General features: G+C 53.2%; 18 protein-coding genes. 3 read left to right on the plus strand and 15 right to left on the minus strand.

Annotation, left to right across the window (positions count from 1 at the left end; genetic code table 11):
• Nucleotides 1-7: 7 nt before the first annotated feature.
• The 15 genes from ACMV5I_RS04225 to ACMV5I_RS04295 form a co-directional block, all read right to left on the minus strand.
• Nucleotides 8-685, minus strand: coding sequence for a molecular chaperone (locus tag ACMV5I_RS04225; RefSeq protein WP_261457480.1), 678 nt, complete (start codon nucleotides 683-685; stop codon nucleotides 8-10).
• Nucleotides 686-778: 93 nt separating this feature from the next.
• Entirely contained in the window at nucleotides 779-1,312 is a 534-nt protein-coding gene (locus ACMV5I_RS04230; protein WP_202728629.1) for a fimbrial protein, read from the minus strand.
• Between the two features lie 499 nt (nucleotides 1,313-1,811).
• Nucleotides 1,812-2,360, minus strand: a complete 549-nt coding sequence (locus ACMV5I_RS04235) for a tyrosine-type DNA invertase (RefSeq protein ID WP_121608708.1) — start codon at nucleotides 2,358-2,360, stop codon at nucleotides 1,812-1,814.
• A 463-nt stretch (nucleotides 2,361-2,823) separates the two neighbouring features.
• Nucleotides 2,824-3,384 (minus strand): tyrosine-type DNA invertase, encoded by a 561-nt coding sequence (locus tag ACMV5I_RS04240; RefSeq protein ID WP_024529774.1) that lies wholly within the window; start codon nucleotides 3,382-3,384, stop codon nucleotides 2,824-2,826.
• 352 nt (nucleotides 3,385-3,736) lie between these two features.
• Complete coding sequence (locus ACMV5I_RS04245) at nucleotides 3,737-4,471, minus strand: SDR family oxidoreductase (RefSeq protein WP_024483502.1); 735 nt, start codon at nucleotides 4,469-4,471, stop codon at nucleotides 3,737-3,739.
• Between the two features lie 4 nt (nucleotides 4,472-4,475).
• Complete coding sequence (locus ACMV5I_RS04250; protein WP_414823750.1) at nucleotides 4,476-4,724, minus strand: acyl carrier protein; 249 nt, start codon at nucleotides 4,722-4,724, stop codon at nucleotides 4,476-4,478.
• Between the two features lie 16 nt (nucleotides 4,725-4,740).
• Entirely contained in the window at nucleotides 4,741-5,544 is an 804-nt protein-coding gene (locus ACMV5I_RS04255) for a hypothetical protein (protein ID WP_414823751.1), read from the minus strand.
• A gap of 2 nt (nucleotides 5,545-5,546) precedes the next feature.
• The gene (locus ACMV5I_RS04260; protein ID WP_098928793.1) at nucleotides 5,547-6,797 is read right to left on the minus strand and encodes a beta-ketoacyl-[acyl-carrier-protein] synthase family protein; all 1,251 of its coding nucleotides are present in this window, start codon (nucleotides 6,795-6,797) and stop codon (nucleotides 5,547-5,549) included.
• A gap of 4 nt (nucleotides 6,798-6,801) precedes the next feature.
• The gene (locus ACMV5I_RS04265) at nucleotides 6,802-8,196 is read right to left on the minus strand and encodes an efflux transporter outer membrane subunit (protein WP_414823752.1); all 1,395 of its coding nucleotides are present in this window, start codon (nucleotides 8,194-8,196) and stop codon (nucleotides 6,802-6,804) included.
• Complete coding sequence (locus tag ACMV5I_RS04270; protein ID WP_411567876.1) at nucleotides 8,193-10,148, minus strand: ABC transporter permease; 1,956 nt, start codon at nucleotides 10,146-10,148, stop codon at nucleotides 8,193-8,195. The genes ACMV5I_RS04265 and ACMV5I_RS04270 overlap by 4 nt, the downstream gene beginning before the upstream one ends.
• Nucleotides 10,141-11,301 carry an efflux RND transporter periplasmic adaptor subunit gene (locus ACMV5I_RS04275; RefSeq protein ID WP_414823753.1) on the minus strand — a complete coding sequence of 387 codons (1,161 nt, stop codon included), beginning with the start codon at nucleotides 11,299-11,301 and terminating at the stop codon, nucleotides 10,141-10,143. Before ACMV5I_RS04275 ends, ACMV5I_RS04270 begins: the two co-directional genes overlap by 8 nt.
• Entirely contained in the window at nucleotides 11,301-13,436 is a 2,136-nt protein-coding gene (locus tag ACMV5I_RS04280; protein ID WP_024483509.1) for a peptidase domain-containing ABC transporter, read from the minus strand. The genes ACMV5I_RS04275 and ACMV5I_RS04280 overlap by 1 nt, the downstream gene beginning before the upstream one ends.
• 24 nt (nucleotides 13,437-13,460) lie before the next feature.
• Nucleotides 13,461-14,408: an ABC transporter gene (locus ACMV5I_RS04285; protein WP_121608700.1), complete on the minus strand. Its 948-nt coding sequence runs from the start codon at nucleotides 14,406-14,408 to the stop codon at nucleotides 13,461-13,463.
• Nucleotides 14,408-15,082, minus strand: coding sequence for a DsbA family protein (locus ACMV5I_RS04290; protein WP_414823754.1), 675 nt, complete (start codon nucleotides 15,080-15,082; stop codon nucleotides 14,408-14,410). The genes ACMV5I_RS04285 and ACMV5I_RS04290 overlap by 1 nt, the downstream gene beginning before the upstream one ends.
• Nucleotides 15,083-15,347: 265 nt before the next feature.
• Nucleotides 15,348-15,536, minus strand: coding sequence for a DUF4762 family protein (locus ACMV5I_RS04295; protein WP_071784393.1), 189 nt, complete (start codon nucleotides 15,534-15,536; stop codon nucleotides 15,348-15,350).
• A 610-nt stretch (nucleotides 15,537-16,146) separates the two neighbouring features.
• Here ACMV5I_RS04295 and ppdD point away from each other — a divergent pair.
• From ppdD to hofC, 3 genes are read left to right on the plus strand one after another with little or no spacing between them, the layout of a single operon-like run.
• Nucleotides 16,147-16,584 (plus strand): prepilin peptidase-dependent pilin, encoded by a 438-nt coding sequence (ppdD, locus tag ACMV5I_RS04300; protein WP_414823755.1) that lies wholly within the window; start codon nucleotides 16,147-16,149, stop codon nucleotides 16,582-16,584.
• A gap of 10 nt (nucleotides 16,585-16,594) precedes the next feature.
• The gene (gspE, locus tag ACMV5I_RS04305) at nucleotides 16,595-18,034 is read left to right on the plus strand and encodes a type II secretion system protein GspE (protein ID WP_414823756.1); all 1,440 of its coding nucleotides are present in this window, start codon (nucleotides 16,595-16,597) and stop codon (nucleotides 18,032-18,034) included.
• Nucleotides 18,031-19,230 carry a protein transport protein HofC gene (gene hofC / locus ACMV5I_RS04310; RefSeq protein ID WP_121608697.1) on the plus strand — a complete coding sequence of 400 codons (1,200 nt, stop codon included), beginning with the start codon at nucleotides 18,031-18,033 and terminating at the stop codon, nucleotides 19,228-19,230. The genes gspE and hofC overlap by 4 nt, the downstream gene beginning before the upstream one ends.
• Nucleotides 19,231-19,256: the final 26 nt, after the last annotated feature.

The raw sequence follows: 19,256 nt of genomic DNA on the forward strand, positions 1-19,256 counted from the left end.
CTGAAGGCTATAACGACGCGAGTTGCTCTTTGCTTACCGCCCCGTAATCATTGATAATTTTCCAACTGAGCGGGCCGCCGCTCACTCCGGTTGGCAGTGCAAAGCTTGCCGTACTCATCGGAGCCACATAGGTCACATCGTTCAATTTCTTGCCTGCAACCTTCACTTCATAGAAATTCATATAAAACGGCGTCGGGTTGGTCACCTGCAGGTTATTACCACTGCGTTGCCAGGTCAGTTTCTCTGTGACCAGCTCCGGCGTACCTTTGATACCCTGTGGGCGGTAAATCAGCTTGATGCGCGTCTTCACTGCAATTTGCAGCGTATTGCGGACTTCAGCTTTGCTGGCGGCGGGGATGGACTTGATGTTCATCCAATACAACGATTCTTTATCGGAGGGCAGATTGCCCCCGGCACGCACCACGCGCAGGACGTTTTTCTGGTCGCCATCCAGGCGGAACAGCGGCGGGGTCACCACAAAGGGGGCTTTCTCAGCGCCACCTGCGGTGGTCTCTACCCAGGTCTGGATGAGGTACGGCCCCTTGTCCGGGTTACTGACGCTCAGTGAAGACTCCTTTTTACCGCCTTCATAAATCAGACGCGTACCGCCCACAACCACACCGGCCTGAGCAGCACAGCTCATCATCAGCAAGCTCGTCAGCACTGTGGCAGGAATAAATTTCATACAAACACCCCGTGAAATGAGACATAAAGGCCAGCTCAACTACCGCTGGCCTGAAATCAGAACAACTAATCTCTACGTCGAATTGGTAAAGTCTTAGTTGTAGTTAAGGGTGAAGCTAGCGGTGGAGTTCGCAACACCAGAAGTGATGGTGGAGGAGGTAGAGATATAACGTGCAACGAAGTTCAAATCGTTATTACCCACAACCAGTGGATATGATTTAGATGCGGTAAACAATGGAACTACAGTGTTAACGTCATCGCTCAGCTGAATACCAACGCCAGTTGCGCCACCAGCAGTCAGTGCCAGAACGGTGTTGTCACCAGACACAGCGATACCGTCAAATTTGACTGCAGCTTGAGTTGCCGCAGCCGGGCAACCTGTCAATTTGATGGTGAAATTGGTTGCAGAAGATTTAACACCCGCAGTCGGAACGCCACCCACGTTGAAGGAAGTGGTAGCGACTTCACCCAGATTCACTTGCAGTGGGCTGCCTGGGTTGTTAGTCACAACACAAGCGTCGTCAGTGATTTTACCTACGAAATCCACTTGACCATCAGCAGCAGCAGCAGCGGTAACGGCAAACACAGAAGAGGCCAATACGGCAACAGCAATCAGATTCTTTTTCATACAACACTTTCCTTTAATGTAATGCACCCATGTGCATAGCAAAATTATTTGACATAGCCTTATGTCGTTCCCTGTTTATTTAGTTCCTAGCGATAACCTCGCCCGTTAAATAACTGCTCGGGCCGTTAAGCCTTGTCTAACCGACGAGTCATTTTGAACTAAAGTGTACCGTCCAAATATTTATGCTGAAAATTCTTAGCCACCAGCATTAAACTTCAACCAGCGAGCAATTAATGAACAAACATGAAACGTTAAGACTATCTTCAATGCCGAGGGGGATTTTTTAGACCAGTCAGGAGTGTGCATGAACAGCCACTAATGGGGAGAGCTCAATGATAAATAATCGTCTCAAAACCAACTCAAATCATTGATATTATTAGTTATTTAAAAATTAGGAATGTTGCCATAACAAATTTGTTGACTCGCGAAAAGATAATCCCTAGAGTGCGTGACAGTTTAGTTCAAAGTGTACCGGGTGAATTAAATTATTACATTTTGTTTACCAGACTTCTTTAAATCTCCGCGCATTGCTGGCCGTATAAAGTACGGTGTGCTGAATATTCTTATGCCCAAGAAAATCCTGAATCAATCGAGTATCTATCCCGCGGTCTGCCAGCGCGAATCCACAACCATGTCGCAGCATGTGAGGATGAGCGTTAATCTCCAGACCAGCCAACTCACTGTAATTACGCATTAACCAGTAGATACGCTGGCGGGATAGATGATTCCCTTTCTCGGAAAGGAATAACCAGTCGCTGTCCGCACCTCGATAAGTGCGTCTGACCTTTAACCAGGCGCGTAACGCTTTATGTTCTTTGGCATATAAAGGATGAATGGTGGAAAAGCCGTTTTTCAGGCGATGGATATAAATGCTTTTTCCCTCCAAATCGATATCGGAAAGGCGCCAGCGGTTGATCTCACTGACGCGACATCCGTGGATAAAACACATCCAAATCAAACAGTAATCGCGTTCAGCATGTTTACCATGCTGAGTAGCTCCTAGCAGACGCGCAACTTCGGAAGGAGTCAGATGCTTGCGATTATTCATAGTGCCTCACTGTGACTTTACTAAAAAATGTGCAGGGCTATTCATCCTTTTACATACCTACAAGATTCATAGGATCGCTGATGCAAGGGTTGCTACAGCTTCAACCTATCCCAGAATCAGTATAGCGGAGAGGAAAAAAGACAACAGCCATGGAATTGCTAAGGATATCCGACAAAAAAAAAGAAACGCCATAGAAAAACCAATACCCTATGATTTAAAGGATTATTCTTTCTTAAGTGGGAGATAAATCCGAAAAATTCATTCACAATGTAATGAAATACTTTATCAATAATGAGTGCAGTAGCTAACATTGGATTTATATATTATATCTTCATAACATTCTTATCCATGACTGCATAATAGGTTAGAGGTGGCTATATATACAATATTAGACTCAACCTAGGTTGGATGAGTCTAACCATTATAGATAAATTAAATAAACTGCTTTTCAAGCAGGTTTTAATTATATTCTGATCGAACGAAAACGCCCCGCGTTACTGGCGGTATAAATTACCGTATTCTGAATATTTTTATGGCCCAGATAATCTTGGATTAAGCGAGTATCGATGCCGCCATCAGCCAGCGCATAGCCACAGGCGTGGCGTAACATATGCGGATGCACGGGGACATTCAGTCCAGCAAGTTCACCGTACTCGCGAAACAGGCGATGCATCTGCTGGCGAGAAAGCCGCCCCCCCTGGCGTGAAAGAAACAGAAAATCACTGTCTGCTTCAAGATATTGCGGGCGCAGGGCCAGCCAACTGACCAGTGCGGAGTGCTCACGCGGCTGGATCGGATGTTGGACAGAAAAGCCATTTTTCAGGCGATTAACGTACAATTTTTTGCTGAGTAAATCCAAATCTTGCAGGCGCAGATTACAGAGTTCGGAGACGCGCAATCCATGAATGAAGCAAACCAGCAACATACATTTATCACGGACGGTATTCTTATGATCAGGAATTGCATCAAGTAAACGCTGTACTTCATCCATGCTCAAAAACTTACGATTGGTGTTAGCCGACATGCGGTATTTCCCTATACACATTTTTCCAGATATTGGATTTAACGACATAAGAAAATTCTGGTCAAGCTACAACCTGATGCTCATCATAACTTTGTGGAATAAATCGAATTTCAGCGGGTTTAGTGCCATTTATTCATTTCACATCGTAGTAATAACGTGTGGGACAGTCTGTTTTTTGAACAAGCAATTTTAACATCGGTGCTTTATTTAACCACGCAAATCGTAAGCTAGACTCACCATTTGATAGAAGGAGGGGGTGTTCGCGGATGCTCTGAAGTGAGGAAATAGGGAGTTATCGAAAACACTTGGGGTATGCAGAGATACCCCAATAGAAGAGTTAATCAGGCTTGCCTTAGACGGTCAAACCCCCGTCAAGGATCAGGCTTTGACCCGTCATATAACGGCTATCATCACCGATGAGAAACGCGGTGGTACGCGCCACTTCGCTGGCTTTGCCCAGGCGGCGCAGAGGAATTTGCTTGCGCAGCGCCTTCAGCGCCTCCGGCGGAATGGCCTGCGTCATCTCGCTTTCGATAATCCCGGGCAGCAGGCAGTTCACCCGGATACCAAAACGGGCTACTTCCAGCGCCAGAGATTTCCCCATACCGATCATCGCCGCCTTACTGGCCCCGTAAGCCGTTTGCCCGGTGTTGCCCTTGATGCCCGTCACTGAAGACATCAGCACCATCGCCCCTTCCCCCTGCGCCATCATGGCGGGCAGCAGGTGACGGTTCCAGTAAAAGATGGCGTTGAGGTTGGTGTCGATCACCTGCCGCCAGCGCTCACCGGTTTGCTGGATATGCAAATCATCCAGCGTGATCCCGGCGTTGTGGATCACCGCAAAAGGCGCTCCGAGGCGTGTCAGCAACTGTGGAGCCACAAGGTTCACCGCCTGCTCGTCACTGCCGTCACAGACGCAGCTTTCCACCCAACCCGGCAAACCCGCGCAGGTTGCAATCACCGCCGCGCTGGCCGACTGGCCGCTACGGCAGGTGAACACCACGTTCCATTGCTTGGCCAGTTCTTCCACTAACGCGCGGCCAATCCCCCGGCTACCCCCGGTCACTAATACCCATTGTTTAGTCATAGGATTACTTTTGCGTGTCAGCCAGGCTTTGACACAGCTCACCCAGCGTCATATTCGGCTGATTGATGAACATTTCGGCGTTGAGCGTGACTCCGAACTCACGCTTGGCCAGCACCATCAGCTCCACATAGTCCAGGCTGTCCAGATTCAACTGCTGCAGGGGCATCTCTGGTGCCAGATCGGCCATCTCAAGATCTTTGGCATCACAAATCATTTCAGTAACGGTGTCGTAAACCTGTTGGTAATTTCCCATGGTAATATCCCTATGTTTAGTTGTCGGCCATTGGCCATGTTTTTAAGGTCACCGAGGTGACAAGCAACGCTTGCCGCTGCGTTCTGGCCTCGATCACCGCGCGTAACACAAATCCGCTGCTTCGGTCCCCGATAATCAGCATCGGCTGAATGCGGTAGTACAGCCGATCTTCGGGTTCAAATAGCGTTTCGGGGTTGAATAATCGGGCGCTGAAGTGGGTCTCATGGTGCGTCTGTACCACCGGGATCTGAGCAAACACCTCAATCAGCGTAGCGACCTGTAGTTCCGGCAGCGCCGTCGTCAGCGCCGCCAAGGTTTCCGGGGATTTCACCAGCAATTGGAACAGCAGGGCGTCAAAGAAACTCCACGCCTGAGTGGCCTCCGATGCCTGTCCCGGGAACCGCTGGCTGAGAGCCATCACCTCGTTAACGGTCAGCGCATGCTCATACTCAGAAGCTACCAGCTCTAACGACTGAGCCGGAGCCAGTTTGCTGTTGAAACAGCTTTCCTGCGTGACACTGTCCAGCATCTTGCCGGTGATCTGCTTGCCGCTGCCCGCTATCTGCAAGTGATACGGCGTCTGGCACAGCACCGGTCGGCGCATGCGGGTGCTGAAAACATAAAAGTCATGCTCCAGCGGAGTTGCCAGCAACACCTCACTCAGATGACGTTTCATGTCCAGCATCGCACGCATCCCGTGGACACTTAGCTGATCGGCCCCCATTTTGCGCACATGCTGCAGATCAAAATGGATCGGGTTGTAGTCGCCGGAAAAGGCGGCCCACTCTTCAGCATCACGCAGGGTGTAGTTGAGGATCATGCTCATGCCTGCCCGATAACCAAGGCCGCGTTAGCGCCACCGAAACCGAAGCTCAGATTCAAGATGTTCTGTAGCCGGGCCGGACGGTGCCCTTCGCTGATGTAGTCCAGATCGCACTCCGGATCGGCATTTTTCAGGTGACAGGTAGCTGGCATCAGTTGATGCTGCAACGCTTGCAGACAGATGATGGATTCAAAGCTGCCTGCCGCCGCAATCAGATGCCCGGAGTAAGACTTGGTGCTGGAAAGCGGCGTGCTGTAGGCCGCCTCGCCGAAGGCCAGCTTGATCGCTTGGGTTTCATTCAGATCGTTGAGAGGCGTAGACGTGCCATGCGCATTGATATAGTCAATCTCCTCCGCCGTTACCCCAGCCTGGCGCAAGGCATGCTGGATGGTTTTCACCCGGGCAATCTTGTCTTCCGCCGGTGCAGTAAAATCGAAGGCATCGGAGTAATTGCCGTAACCCTTGATTTCCCCCAGGATGGTTGCCCCACGCGCCAGTGCGGCTTCGCGCTCTTCCAGGCACAACACGGCAGCACCTTCTGAAAGGACAAAGCCGTTGCGATCGAGGCTGAATGGGCAGCAGGCCTTGCTGGCATCATCCTGCTCACTCGCCAAGGCGCGCAGGATATCGATGTTCCATACGGCGGCATCGGTACACAGCGACTCGCCAGCCCCGGCCAGCATCATCGAGGCACGGCCACTGCGGATCACTTCAAACGCATCGCCGATGGCGATCGTCCCGGTAGCACAAGCAGCAATCGGGCTATTCTGATAGCCGCGCAGTCCCCAAAACAGGCTACAGGCCGCCGTTGCGGCATTCGGCATGGACAGGAAACAGCCAAACGGCGAACCCAACCCGGTGCGCAGATAGCCTTCGTAATTAATATGGGTTTCATCCTGACCCGCCCATCCGCTGCCGATGATGGTGCCGCACTCAAGCAGATCGTAATAGGCCGCCGGGCTCTCCCCGTGGAAGGCCATCTCCATCGCTTCGCGGGCCGCCCCCAACGCCAGGCGGGCAAAACGTGGCAGGCGGCGACGGATCGCTGCAGGAACGCCTTTCAGGCTGGGTTCATCGTCGATCACCCCGAAGAAACGTGACTGGATCCCCACGGCGGACCGATCGAAATAGCGGTAGCCCAACTGATAATCCATAATCGCCGCCCAGCTTTGCTCGGCATTCATCCCCAATGGCGTGACCGCACCAAAGCCTGTAACCACCACGCGACGTGACAAAGCATCTTTATTCATGATCTCATCCTGTTATATCACTGTCTTTTTCCACACCGCCGCCCAACGCCAACCACAGCTTCATGGTGGCATTGAGGTAGTTGTACTGCAGATCTGACAAATTGGTTTCGATGGTCAGCAGATCGTCCTCGGCATCCAGTAGGCTCTGGAATGAGACGGCCCCCGCCTGGTACTGGCTTCTGGCCAATACCAGGCGCTGCTGGCTAAGCTGCAGATTCTGTTGCTGATTGATTTTTTGCTGTTGATAGCTGAGCCGTTGCGACATGGCGTTATCCACGTCGGCAAGCGCGTTGTAGACCTGGCTGCGAAAGACAATCGCCGCCTGTTTGACGTCCAAATCCGACTTCTCAATGGTCAATTGCACCGTGTTCCATTGCACAAACGGCAACGCAGCGTTGGCTCCCAGCGTCCTGACCGGATTGCTGAACCATTGAGAGAAAATGCTGCTGGCAGAGCCGAGTGACGCAGCCAGTGACAGCGATGGATAGAAGCTTAAACGCTCCACATCCGAACCGGCCAGGGCTGCTCGCAGACGCCCTTCCGCCGCCTTCACGTCTGGACGGCGGGCGATGACCTCAACCGGCAGCACTTTGGCAATTGGCACATCCTGATTGATATCCAGCGAGCTGCGCTCTGCCTGACGATCGGTGGGCGAACGGTTAAACAGGATCGCCAGCGCATTACGGTTCTCTTCCCGCTGCTGTTGCAACGTGCGATAGGTGTTCTCGCGATTAAGCAACGACTGTTTCGCCTGTAACAGATCGAGCTGTCCGGCAGCACCGGAAGCATAACGTGACTGCACCAGAGCCAGCGTCTGCTGACTGATTTCCAGACCCGCTTGCTGCTGTTTTATCTTCTGGTTAAGGTTGGCGATCTGCCAATAATACTGCGCCGTATTACCGATCAGCGTCAGCGCGGTGTTTTGCCGATCCTGCTCTGTGGCTTCAGCCTGCCACTGCGCCTGTTCTCTGGCACGAGCCAATTTCCCCCAGAGATCCAGCTCGTAGCTCAGCGACAACGTGGTGCTGTAAGACTCCGTCGGGGTGGTATTGCTACGCAGGTTTTTGCTGTTGTTAGCGCTGCCAGCCACCGAAACGTCCGGCGTTAAATTGGTATCGGTTAACCCAGCCGCCAACCGGGCCTGCTGCAGCTGTATGCCAGCAATGGCCAGATCGTTGTTGCTGGTCAGCGCGTGTCCAATCAGCATGGAGAGCTGCGGATCGTCGAAACTCTCCCACCAACGTCCACTATGCTGCAGATAACCAGTACCTGTCTCCTGTACCCGCCATTCGGCAGGCACCGACAGCATCGGCCGCTGATAATCACTTTTCGTCAAGGCGCCACAGCCGCTCAGCAGCAGGGGCAACAACATGGTCAGAGAAAGCTTTTTCATCATCATTCGCGCGCCAGCGCCTCCGTTGGATGAAGACGTGCCGCATTGCGCGCCGGGAAAAAGCCAAAACCCAGGCCGATCAGTGCAGAGAACCCGCAGGCAAGTACCAACGGTGGCCAGGTAAAGATCATCGAGAACTCTTGCGTCACCTGGGAGAAAATAACCCCGGCCAACCCGGAGCCAATAATACCGATCAGCCCGCCCAGCGAGCAGATCACCATCGCTTCAATCAGGAACTGGCGCATGATGTCCGTTGGCCGTGCGCCGACCGAAAGACGAATGCCAATCTCGTGGGTGCGTTCGGTGACCGACACCAGCATGATGTTCATCACGCCAACCCCGCCCACCAGCAGCGAGATCCCGGCAATAGCGGTGATCAGCAAATTCATGGAGTCCGATGCCTTGCGGATAGCCTGCGTCATCTGATCGTTGGTCTGGGTGTAAAAGTCACGCTGGCCATGAGCCTGTTCCAATAGTTTTTCCACGCGTCCCTGTACTTCATGCGGTGAAAGCCCATCACGTACACGCAAGGTCATGGACTCGATCGGCATATCGCCGGACATGCGCTCCAGCAGCGCGGTATAGGGCATCCAGGCGCCCAGCATCATGCCGCTGAATTTGCCGCCTTTACGCTCGGCAACGCCGATCACCCGGTAAGGCGTACCGCCAAGCTGGATGATTTCCCCTTCTGGTGTTTCATCCGTTTCAAACAGCGTATCGCGTAATTCCGGATCGATAATCACCACCGGTTCCCGCTCGTCCAGATCGCGCTGGGTAAAACCGTTACCAGAGATAAAATGCAGGCCCTGTACGCGGAAATAGGCATTGCTGATGCCAGAAATCGCCACCGTAACCTCTTTGCCACCGCGCACCGCGGTCACCGCTGTGCTGACCACTGGCGATACACTGTCGACATAAGGCTGGCGAGCCAACAGCTCTACATCGGAAACCTTCAATGCGCGCGCAAAGTCAGGCCGCACTTTCCCTCTCCCTTCACCAGGGCGGATTTCCAACGTACTGTTGCCCAGTTGGCCGATCTCCCTGAGAATATTTTGCCTTGCACCCTCACCCACCGCCATCGACGACACTACGGAGGAGACGCCGATAATGATGCCCAGCATCGACAGGAAGGCTCTGGCACGGTGCCCCATCAGCGCACGCCAGGCCATCTTGATCGCCTCTTGTACGCTCTGCCAAAACGGCATGCGTCCTGTGGCGGCGACCACCGGCAATACGGGCCGGGTTTTCTGTGGCGCGACCGCTTCATTGCGCCTATCGGCAATAATTTCACCGTCGCTGATTTCAATAATACGCTGCGCCTGGTTGGCGACATCCCGATCGTGGGTGACGATAATGATGGTGTGCCCCGAGCGGTGCAGGGAGTGCAGGATTTCCATCAACTCCTGCCCACTGGCGCGATCGAGCGCACCGGTCGGTTCATCAGCCAGAATAATTTCCGCCCCGTTCATCAACGCGCGGGCAATACTGACGCGCTGCTGTTGCCCGCCGGAGAGCTGCGCCGGTTTGTAGTTCATCCGCTGTTGCAACCCAAGCCGGGTCAGCAGGTATTCGGCCCGCGTCTGGCGTTCCGCCGCAGGCATCGCGGTATACAGGGCAGGAATGGCGACGTTTTCGCTAGCGCTCAGATAAGGCATCAGATGATAACGCTGGAAGATAAACCCGATGTACTGGCTTCGTAACTCGGCCAACTGCTCACTGCTGGCGAGCTGGGTGGAGATACCTTTGATCTGCATCTCACCTTCGGTGGGTTTATCCAGGCAGCCGATGATGTTCATCAACGTGGATTTCCCCGAGCCGGACGCGCCAACGATCGCCACCATCTCGCCCGGTTGGATGGAGAGGGAGACATTTTTCAGTACCGCTACGGTCTGCAACCCAGAAACAAAATGCCGGGAGATACCGCTCAGTGAGATCAACGCAGAAGATGGCTTAACCATTGCTAGCGCTCCCTGCCAATACCACGCGGTCGCCCTCTTTCAGCCCTTCTTTTACTTCGGCAAACTGGCGGTCGTTCAGGCCGATGCGCACCCAGCGTGACTCAAGCTGTTTACCGTTCATCACCTGTACCTGATAACGATCTTTACCCTGTTGTTCACCAAAGGCGGCCACCGGGACACGCAGGGCGTTCTTCGCCTGCTCGGTAATGATAAATACCTGGGCGGTCATCGAAGTTCGCAGCAGGCGCTTACTGTTGGCGATAGCAAATACGCCGCTGTAATACACCGCCGAAGCCTGCTGATTGGAGGAACTTGATGCGTTGTCTTCCTGCAAAGCCTCATTGGGGGCTTCCTGGATAGAGCCCATCACGCTTTCGTAGCGCTGTTTTGGATCGGCCACCACGTAAAACCACAGCGGTTGCCCTACGCGCACCTTCAGGATATCGGTCTCCGAAATACGGGTGTGTACCGTCATGGTGTCCACATCCGCCAGCACCAGAATGGTCGGGACGGTTTGTGACGACACGATGGTCTGCCCTTCCTTGGTCACAATACCCAGCACTTCACCGTCGATCGGCGCAACGATGCGGGTAAAGCCCAGATTGGCCTTGGCCGTTTCCAGCTCCATCTGCGCCTGGACGATCTGCGCATCGTTGACCTTCAACTGGGCAACCTGAGTTTGGAACTGCGCCTGCGCCTTTTCCAATTCGCTTTTCACCCCAGAACCATCACGATCCAGCTTTTGCTGACGCTTCAATTCCTGTTGATATTGCTTGAGCGTTGCCTGGGTGACTTGCTTTTGCGCTTCGGCGCTTTGCAAGGCGGCTTCCGATTTACGCAGTGCGTTCTGTTGCAAGGTCGGGTCAATTTCCGCCAGCAACTGCCCGCGGGTGACACGATCGCCCTGCTTCACATACAGCTTTTGCAATTGCCCGTTAACCTGAGCACCAACACTGACCTGCAGTGCCGGTTTAAGAATGCCGGTGGCCAGCACGGTTTTTTCGATATCGCCACGGGTAATCTCTTCGGTGTCATAGGTATGATCCTGCGCTGGTGTCGAGACGTACCAGACGATCGCGCCGATCAAGGCCACCAGGCACAGCAAGGCGAGCATTACCAGACGGCGAGCCTTGCCAAACATCTTCAGCTTCATCAGCACACCGCCGTAGTCAGTGTCGGTGATGTTTCGACGCTAGCCACATGGCCATTGCTCACGCGGAACACCCGATCAAACATCGGCAAGACGCTCTCGCTGTGCGTTACGGTGATCAACGTTTTATGGTGCTCACGACAATGTGTCAGCAGAGTGGCCATCACTTGATGCGCCGTTTCTTCATCCAGATTGGCCGTAGGTTCATCAAGTACCAGCACCGGGCGATCGCTGTACATGGCTCGTGCCAGCAACAGGCGTTGGCGTTGCCCCAGAGACAGCCCAGCATGGCTTTCACGGATCAGGGCATTCAGGCCGCCAGGCAATTTCTCGATCACCGGGGCAAGGTTCAGCCCCTCCAGCGAACGCTCAATCTGCCGATGCTTTTGTTCATTAAAGTTCTCATCAAACAGCGTGATGTTTTCCAGCACCGTGGCATTGAACAAGATGTCCTCCTGGCTTTGCAGGAAGAACAGCGCGTGCACCTGCTGATAATCGAGCGGCTGACCATCCACCATGACGTCCCCTTGCTGTGGTGGCATCAGGCCGGTCATCACCTTCAGCAAAGTGCTTTTACCCGCGCCAGACTCACCGACAATGGCAATGCTTTGCCCCGGCCTGAGCGACAGCGAAAGATCGTGCAGCACCGGTTGCTGCGCGTCATAGGCAAAGGCGATATGGTTATAACGCAGTTGCGAGGTGAACGACGGGATGGGCGCAGGAACCGCATCATTGCCTAACGCCGGTGCAGAACGTGACGGAAACAGATCCCGCGCGCGGGTATCAATCACGTTCAACTGATTCTTTTGCAGGATGGAATAGAAAATCTTAGTGATGTAAGAGGTGAAAATTTCACGCACAAAGCTATACGCAAAGAACTCCCCGAGCGTGATAGTTTCGTTTTTCAACAACGGCAGCGCCAGGAACATAAACAGCACCATCTCCAGGCTGCCGATTAGCTGATACAGGCTGCTTTTGACCTGCTCGTACATTCTCTGTTGCTGGCGGCAGGTAAACAGCGCCAGGGCATATTTGGCAAACAGGCCCTTACGCTGGCTATCGAGCCCAGCGGACTTGATGGTGGCGAACCCTTGAATGCTCTCCAGGATAAAGTCGCTCTGTTCGGCCGTTTTGACCTGCATTTGCTGGGTAAAATAGCGGTCACGATAGATGGCCCAGACGCTAACCAGCCCCATCAGGGTGACACTGATACCAGACACCATCGCCAGCAGCGGGCTCATATAGCACATCACCGCTAGCGCGATGGCACCGATGATCCAGTCGGTACGCAGGCCATTATCCAGCTCGATTTTAATGCCCGAGGCCATCTGCCAACTGGCAAAACGGCTAAAGACGTCACCCGGCGCACGTTTATCAAAGAAATTCAGTGAATTACTGAGCAAGCGCGAGAAACCGGCCACGCTGTTGACCACCACAAAGCGTTTAATAAATCGCTCGGTGATCCAGCGCACCCCGAAGGCCAACGTGGTCGAAACGACAAACGCCAGCAGGAAGTAAAAATAGGGGAAATCTGTTTTTCCCGCAGAGGAAAAGACCTGGTTGATGGCGCTACTGACCATCGTCGGCATGATAAACAGGGTTAACGAGATCAGAAACGCCAGTATCATCAACCGGTAAATGCCGGGGATACGTGCCGTTTCTTTCAGACTCATGGTGTCGAACATGCGAAAGCGTTTACTGCGCTGCACGTTGGCTAGCGCCTGCGGATCGGGCTGGGTTTCATTGTCCAGCACCAGCGCATAACCGCTGATATCCAGTTTCAGCGCATCGATAGGCAGCAGTTGTTGGCCGATGCCCGGGTTCATCACGCAGACATGGTTGCCTTTGCGGTAGGCCAGCACCACATAATGACTCGCCCCGTAATGCAAAATGGCGGGCAGCGGTAATTCTGCCAGCTCATTATGTTCAAAGGCCACGGGATAAGCGGGCATCGCCAATTCGCCCATGATATCGCACAGCCTGGCCAATGAAGTGCCATGCTGTGAGGCCGGATAGCGTTCGCGCAGGCTTTCCAGCGAGACATCAATCCCCTGGGTTTCCGCCATCATGGCGATGCAGGCCAGCCCACATTCGTTAGTTTCGCCTTGAAAGACCAGCGTCGGGATTATCTTTTCCATGATCTGACTTCTTCAATTTCCGGTTTATTCATTGATAAAAAATAACGAATGTGCGTGCCATAACAGCCAGTCCTCGGGGTGCCGGACGATCGAACTCTCAACAATTTCCGGCAGCCTGGCTTTCACACTGCGCGCCGGCATCGGCGGATCAATGTGGATTTTTATCTCTTTGTCGTAATACAGGTAATAAAACACCACCTGCGCCGACAGCGCTCGGGCAATGCGGATCACGCCGCTGTGCAAATTGGCCGGGCGATCAAACAGACGGCAACTGAGCTTTGCCGTTTGCGCCGTATTGGTATTGACGGTGTAATCCGGCGAGATATCCGGGAAAATCATGATATTGCGTTGATGATCGGCCGCTTCCATAATCGCGCCCATCAGATTGCCAGCAATTTCCCGGTTATCATCATGGATCGAGCAATAGGACAGGTTAACGCCCCCTAATTCCCGCGCCCTGGCGTGATACACCTCCACGCTCACGGAGACAATCGCCGTTGCCTGTCCCGGAAATACCCCCGCACCGACCATACCGGCCAGCACGTCAGAGAGCATATGCAGCGGTGCCAGCACCACTGGGTGCCCTGCCTGATGCAAAGGCTCGACGACCGCATTAAGCTCTGCCTGGCAGCGAGCCAGTTGGGCTGCGACCTGAGGGCTCTGACCATAGGTTGCGGCCAGCTCCAATAAACGGCGACGCTGACTGGTGCGGGCAAAATTCCCTTGGTAGTCAGCCCCGAGCAGGGATTGCTTATTCGCCTCGGCCACAAAGGCACGCCGACGATCGCCCCGGTCATTTAATCGCAGCCAGCGGCCCAGCGCCCCCAGCCCAAGGAACCAACGGTAATTGCCGTGGCGCAGCAGCCAACAAACTGTCTTGCCGTATGCTCTGCGCAAGGGCAACGAACCGCGTGCCAGGGTTGTGAGCGCCTCTCTCCACGCCAGATACACCCACACGGCAAATAAACGCATTATTGCTCCAGCGGTTTGTCATGCTGTAACAGTGACAGCAGATGATCGGCAAACTCAGGGAAATCGCGATCCTGCACGGCCATCCACTTTTTGTTGACGATAAACGTTGGGGTCGCCTTGATTTTGTAGTGTCCGGATACTTTGGTCATATAGCCCAGTAGCTCTGCAACCTGCGGTGTCTGGCTGGCTTTGTTATAGGCAGCAAGATCGATACCGTTTTTCGTTAACCATTTGTCGCGATTGACCGGGTTACTCAGATCGATTTTGTCTTTGATAATGGCGTTATAAGCGCTCTCACGGTGCTGTGGTTCAATGCCCATCACCGTCAGGGTGGCAAACAACGGGGCAAAGCTCGCCAGGCCATCATTGTTCAGGTTGGCGATATGTACACGGACCAGTTGAGTCCCGGCTGGCATCCGCGCTTCCATCTTGGCTACATTCTCTTCGTTCAAGGCGCAATAGTGGCAGCCGTAAGAGAAGATCTCGACAATGGTATTATCCGTGTTTATCGGGCTGGTTTTAACGTCGCTCTCGCTGACCATAGTCAGAGCCTGTTGTTCAGGACCGGCATTCTGATTCAGCACAAAATAGTGGAAATAAGCCGTGGTGATCAGCGAAGATATAATAATAACCAAAAGGGTATAGGCGAAAAGATAAAATGGCTTCTTGAACATGAGCGCTACGTCCTAAATTACATATACCCAAAATCTTTCAAGGTTGTCTGTGAATAATCACAAACCTTAATGTATAAGGGTAGATCGATTAGCACTTAATAACGGAGGGATATTGATTGTTTTAGTCAGGCAGGCTGCAATAATCCTTGCAGCAGTCACATCCCTGTCCATTAAAAATGCACGAGAATCAAACAGGCTGATGCGATAAACCCTACCGCACCAGCACTGGCATTAGTTCCTGTCAGACAGGAAACCAATATTTACATTATGGCTGCGCAGGGCAGCTGCTCAGCGCAACTGGCTTGCTGTCAACGCTAACAACCTTGCCATCTTTGTCTACACAAGTGGTAACAGCATTACAAGTGGTTGGAGTCAGGTTTACATACTCAACGCTACAGGTTTTGCAAGTGCCGCCAACGATTGTGCTAGCTTCAGAAACGTTTAATTTTTTCACAACATCATCCTTATATAAAAGTGAAATAAATAGCCCTAGTTATGTCTATCATCAACGATAGAACAAATCTACGCTTAATATAAAGGCACGATAACCCATGCCTTTATTAAAGCGCAGAATATATGATATTTATTAACTTCTCTGTTACGGCGAGGGCAAAGATACCGTGATCTCTAAAACAGATCAATGGTATTTTTATTGATAAATATTATATAAGAATTATATTACGGAATTATTGATAAAGGAGTATTCTTAGAAAAATCAGGAATCACACTCTAAAAATCAGGGTTAAACCCTATCTTTATCGCATTAATTAAAAAAAGCCAAATACAGGATCATTCTTATCTCATGAGAATAATCATATCTCATGAGTGGGAAATTTTAGAGAAAAAATGGACACTCCCCAGCTCAGTCAACGGCTCTAGCGGATGAGGTAATACGCAAACAGGCATCATTTCCTCCCGGTTGTGATGCACTACGCATTATTTTTCAACGCCGCGTAACACGGACGTATTGTGGTGGAACAACCACGCATAATCCGCATTCCTCCCTCGCTACCTGCTTTTAGCCATTTTAACGTTGCCTCCTGATGACACGGAGGAAACAACAGATGGAAACACAACGCGGTTTTACCCTGATCGAATTAATGGTGGTTATTGCTATCATCGCCATCCTCAGCGCCATTGGCATTCCCGCCTATCAGCGCTATATCCAGAAGGCTGCCATGACCGATATGTTGCAAGCCATGGTGCCGTACAAAATGGCGGTTGAATTGTGCGCATTGGAAGGCGGTGGCCCGTCTGGCTGCGATGCTGGCAGCAAAGGGATCCCTGCAGGGGCGACAACACGTTACGTCAGCAGTATCAAGGTCACCGGGGGAACCATCAGCCTGATCGGCACACAAAGCCTGCAAGGCCTGACGGTGACGCTGGCTCCCACAATGGACTCCACCGGCCCCATGCGCTGGACACGCCAATGCAGCAGTAGTAACGCCAGCCTGCAGGAAACCTGCCAGGAAGTTTTCCGTTTTGATGATGCAGCGCAGTAAAGGGGGCAGCATGGAAATCAGCGATGAAATCCACGCGCTGTGCCAACGCTATCAGGCCCTGGCACTCAGCGAAGACGAGCAGAGGCTGACTATCGCCCTGCATGGTGAAATCCCTGCAGAACTGGTGAGCGCTCTGCGTTTCGCCACCGGCAAAAGCGTGGGGATTGAGCAATGGCCCGTTGCGCGGCTGGAACAGGCACAGAACCAGCGGCAATCCCTCGCTCTGGTTCCACCTCCACCGGAAAATACCGAGGAGCGGCACCCTTCGCTTAACGACGATAGCGACACGCCGGTAGTGCAATTTATTAATCAAACGCTGCGTAGCGCCATTCAACGGCGTGCCTCTGACGTGCATTTTGAACCTTATCAGCAGCGATTCCGCGTCAGACTCAGGATTGACGGAGTGCTGCAGGCAATCGCCTCTCCGCCCTTTTCGCTGGCGGCCAGGATCACTGCCAGGCTGAAGATCATGGGGCAACTGGATATCGCCGAGCGCCGCCTGCCACAGGACGGCCAACTCAGCGTGCAACTGGATAATGCCAGTTTCTCAATGCGGATCTCCACCTTACCCACGCTGCATGGTGAAAAGGTGGTACTGAGGATCCTGCAAACCGATCGCCAGGAGCTGCCGCTCGAGCAGCTTGGTATGAGCCAGGAAGCACTTGGGTGGTATGCCAATGCCCTCTGCAACCCGCAAGGCATGATCCTGGTGACCGGCCCGACCGGCAGCGGTAAAACCGTGACGCTGTACAGCGGGTTACGCCAGTTGAACGATGCGCAGAGCAACCTGTGCAGCGTTGAAGATCCCATCGAGATCCCGGTGTTCGGTATTAACCAGACGCAGATCAACAGCAAAACCGATCTGGACTTCGCTCGCGTGTTACGGGCCCTGCTGCGCCAGGATCCGGATGTCATCATGATCGGCGAGATCCGCGATAAAGAAACGGCAGAAATTGCCGTTAAGGCGGCACAAACCGGGCATTTGGTGCTATCGACCCTGCACACCAACTCCACCTGCGAAACGCTGACCCGCCTGACCCAAATGGGCATTCCTGGTTACCTGCTGGCGGCCTGCCTGAAACTGGTGATCGCCCAACGCCTGGTGCGGCGTTTGTGCCCCCATTGCCGCTATCCACAAGTTGAGATCCTGCACTTCCCGGCCACCATTTGGCCGGAACCCCTGATCCCGTGGCGTGCGGCCGGATGTGAGCATTGCTTTGGCGGTTATTACGGCCGGATCGGCGTTTACGAACTACTGAAGATCACGCCAGAAATCCAAAATGCCCTGATGCAAAATGCCTCAGTGATCCAGTTGGCCGATATCGCACAGCAGCAGGGTCAAACAACGCTGCTGCAAGCGGGCCTGGAGCTGGTCGCCCAGGGGATAACCTCGCTGGAGGAACTGTACCGCGTGGTCGGGGTGAACACTCAGGGTGAGAGCACAGCATGAAAACTCGCCGTCTGTTTGTTTGGCAAGCCATCGACAGCCAAGGTGGAATTCGCCATGGCGAACTGCTGGCGGAGGAGAAAAACCAGGTCTATCAGCATTTGCTGGAGCAAGGATTGCAGCCTTACCAACTGGGGGCGGGGAAACGGATCTCTGCACGTCAATGGCGTGGCGAGCCAATGATCCAATTCACCCGCCAGTTGGCTACCTTGTTGCAAGCCGGGTTACCGCTGGTCAACAGCCTACAGTTGCTGGCTCAGGAGCATCAGTCGGCAGCCTGGCGCTGTTTGTTGCTGGAAATCAGCAATAGTGTGGCGATGGGGCAGCCCTTTTCCGAAGTGATTGCAGATCAACATCGCGTATTCCCCCTAATCTACCGCCAACTGATCGCGATCGGCGAATTGACGGGCAATCTGGATCGCTGCTGCCTACAGTTGGCACAGCAACAGGAAGCCCAGCAAAGGCTACAGAAAAAGGTGCTGAAGGCGCTGCGCTACCCGCTGTTTATCTGCCTGGTGGCCATTTCAGTCACCATTCTGATGTTGGTGATGGTGCTGCCGGAGTTTGCCAAGATTTATCAATCATTCGACGCCCCGTTGCCCTGGTTTACTCAAGGGCTGCTGGCACTGTCCGGCGCATTGATCGCTACCGGGCCTTATCTATTGCTCACAGTGGCTGGGCTGGCAGGATTTTATTGGCGCAGGTTGCATCCGTTAGCAAATTGGCAGCAACGTGAGCAGGCGATGCTGCTACGCATCCCGTTGATTGCCTCGTTGGTCAAGGGCAATTGCCTGAGCCAGGTATTCCGTATTCTGGCCATGACACAGCAGGCAGGATTGACGCTGGTGGCAGGGCTAAGCGCCGCGAAGCTATCGGTGAATATTGTGTTTTATTGCCAGGCGCTGACGGCGATCGAACAGCAGCTCTCGCAAGGGTATCCCTTCCACAGCGCGCTAGCTCAACAGCCACTGTTTCCTTCGCTATGCCAGCAATTAGTGCGGGTGGGAGAAGAGTCCGGCACGCTCGATATCCTGTTGGACAAGCTGGCGCTTTGGCACGAACAACAGACCTATGAGCTCGCCGATACGCTGGCGCAAACGCTGGAGCCGTTGTTGATGATAGTGGTTGGCGGGATTGTAGGTACGTTGGTGATCGCGATGTATTTGCCGATATTCCAATTGGGGAATGTATTGGGATAATGCTTTCAATTTTCGCCCTGTTTGAT

This window comes from Serratia sp. T13T92, assembly GCF_047530105.1.
GTDB lineage: Bacteria > Pseudomonadota > Gammaproteobacteria > Enterobacterales > Enterobacteriaceae > Chania > Chania fonticola.

Coding starts and splice junctions, on each gene's coding strand:
- ACMV5I_RS04285 (WP_121608700.1), bottom strand. CDS start 14,408: ATGCGTTTATTTGCCGTGTGGGTGTATCTGGCGTGGAGAGAGGCGCTC.
- ACMV5I_RS04250 (WP_414823750.1), bottom strand. CDS start 4,724: ATGGGAAATTACCAACAGGTTTACGACACCGTTACTGAAATGATTTGT.
- ACMV5I_RS04230 (WP_202728629.1), bottom strand. CDS start 1,312: ATGAAAAAGAATCTGATTGCTGTTGCCGTATTGGCCTCTTCTGTGTTT.
- ACMV5I_RS04240 (WP_024529774.1), bottom strand. CDS start 3,384: ATGTCGGCTAACACCAATCGTAAGTTTTTGAGCATGGATGAAGTACAG.
- hofC (WP_121608697.1), top strand. CDS start 18,031: ATGAAAACTCGCCGTCTGTTTGTTTGGCAAGCCATCGACAGCCAAGGT.
- gspE (WP_414823756.1), top strand. CDS start 16,595: ATGGAAATCAGCGATGAAATCCACGCGCTGTGCCAACGCTATCAGGCC.
- ACMV5I_RS04265 (WP_414823752.1), bottom strand. CDS start 8,196: ATGATGATGAAAAAGCTTTCTCTGACCATGTTGTTGCCCCTGCTGCTG.
- ACMV5I_RS04290 (WP_414823754.1), bottom strand. CDS start 15,082: ATGTTCAAGAAGCCATTTTATCTTTTCGCCTATACCCTTTTGGTTATT.
- ACMV5I_RS04275 (WP_414823753.1), bottom strand. CDS start 11,301: ATGAAGCTGAAGATGTTTGGCAAGGCTCGCCGTCTGGTAATGCTCGCC.
- ACMV5I_RS04270 (WP_411567876.1), bottom strand. CDS start 10,148: ATGGTTAAGCCATCTTCTGCGTTGATCTCACTGAGCGGTATCTCCCGG.
- ppdD (WP_414823755.1), top strand. CDS start 16,147: ATGGAAACACAACGCGGTTTTACCCTGATCGAATTAATGGTGGTTATT.
- ACMV5I_RS04225 (WP_261457480.1), bottom strand. CDS start 685: ATGAAATTTATTCCTGCCACAGTGCTGACGAGCTTGCTGATGATGAGC.
- ACMV5I_RS04255 (WP_414823751.1), bottom strand. CDS start 5,544: ATGATCCTCAACTACACCCTGCGTGATGCTGAAGAGTGGGCCGCCTTT.
- ACMV5I_RS04235 (WP_121608708.1), bottom strand. CDS start 2,360: ATGAATAATCGCAAGCATCTGACTCCTTCCGAAGTTGCGCGTCTGCTA.
- ACMV5I_RS04280 (WP_024483509.1), bottom strand. CDS start 13,436: ATGGAAAAGATAATCCCGACGCTGGTCTTTCAAGGCGAAACTAACGAA.
- ACMV5I_RS04245 (WP_024483502.1), bottom strand. CDS start 4,471: ATGACTAAACAATGGGTATTAGTGACCGGGGGTAGCCGGGGGATTGGC.
- ACMV5I_RS04260 (WP_098928793.1), bottom strand. CDS start 6,797: ATGAATAAAGATGCTTTGTCACGTCGCGTGGTGGTTACAGGCTTTGGT.